This window comes from Pseudomonas sp. PB105 (genome assembly GCF_009764655.1).
Taxonomy (GTDB): Bacteria; Pseudomonadota; Gammaproteobacteria; order Pseudomonadales; family Pseudomonadaceae; genus Aquipseudomonas; species Aquipseudomonas cyclaminis.
The window spans coordinates 1-1,109 of sequence record NZ_RWIO01000097.1 but is presented as its reverse complement, the minus strand read 5'-3'; the positions used below and the strand labels follow the sequence as shown (position 1 = coordinate 1,109).

Below are 1,109 nucleotides of genomic sequence, written 5' to 3'. Positions count from 1 at the left end.
CAACCCTGAAATTCGGCAACATCGAGGTGGATTTGTGAGCGACGTAGATTTCAAGCAGGCGCTGGCCGACGCCGGCATTCCCACGACCGAAGCGGGGCTCCTGCAGGCGTGGGAAAAAGAGGTAGCCGCCCAGGGCAGCAAACTGAGCAACACCAGCGCCTATTCGCCGTTCTGGCGCGTGGTGCGCGCCCTGGTGACCAAACCGGTGCTGTGGATCCTGGATTTTTTCGTGGCAACGGTGCTGCCGAACTTTTTCGTCAAGACCGCTGTAGACGCCTGGCTCGACATGCTGGCCTGGGCGGTCAACGTAGAGCGTAAGGGTGCGACCAAGGCCAAGGGCTTTTTGCTGTTCACCCGCGAAGCCGCCGGCGGCGCCCTGGAAGTACCAGCCGGAACGCTGGTGCAGTCCGCATCAATCAACGGCCATATCTACCAGGTGGTGACCACGGCGGTGGGTATCTTCGCCGATGGGTTGATGCAGCTGCAGATCCCGGTCGAGGCGGTCGACACCGGTGCCGGTTTCAACCTGGCCCCGGGTTATTACGCGATCCTCCCGGTGCCGGTACCAGGCATTGCCCAGGTGGTGAACACCGACGGCTGGTTGACCACACCAGGTGCAGATCCTGAGCCCAACGACGAGCTGCGTTTGCGTACCCGCAACCAGTTTTCAGCGGTCAACCAGTGGCACACCGACGCGGTGTATCGCGCCATGATCTCGGCTTTTCCAGGTGTGCGCCCGGATGGTGTGTATTTCCAGCACGGCGCGCCACGTGGCCCGGGCAGTGCGAACGCCTTTGTTCTGTTCGATGCGGACGTGCCGGCGGCGACGTACCTGGCGCAGATCAACGCGCATATCCGCGACCAGGGCAACCACGGCCACGGCGATGACCTGTTGGTGATGGTCATGCCTGAGACCCAGCACGCCGTGAAGTTGGAGATCTGGCCGCGCTCGACATTGACCACTGAACAGCGGGCAACCCTCAAAGACAACGCCGCGCTGTTCGTGCGTGCGGCGTTTCGCGACAGCACGACCAGCGACTACCAGCCGACGCTGACCTATCCCCAGTCGCGGTTTTCATTCAGCCGCCTGGGCGAAGAGCTTCACCAGC

Annotated in this window: 1 protein-coding gene; it reads left to right on the top strand. The window is 62.6% G+C overall.

From position 1 onward, the window contains the following. Window positions 1–34: 34 nt before the first annotated feature. The coding region (locus tag EJD88_RS26250; RefSeq protein WP_158879344.1) for a baseplate J/gp47 family protein at window positions 35–1,109 on the top strand (1,075 nt) is incomplete at its 3' end.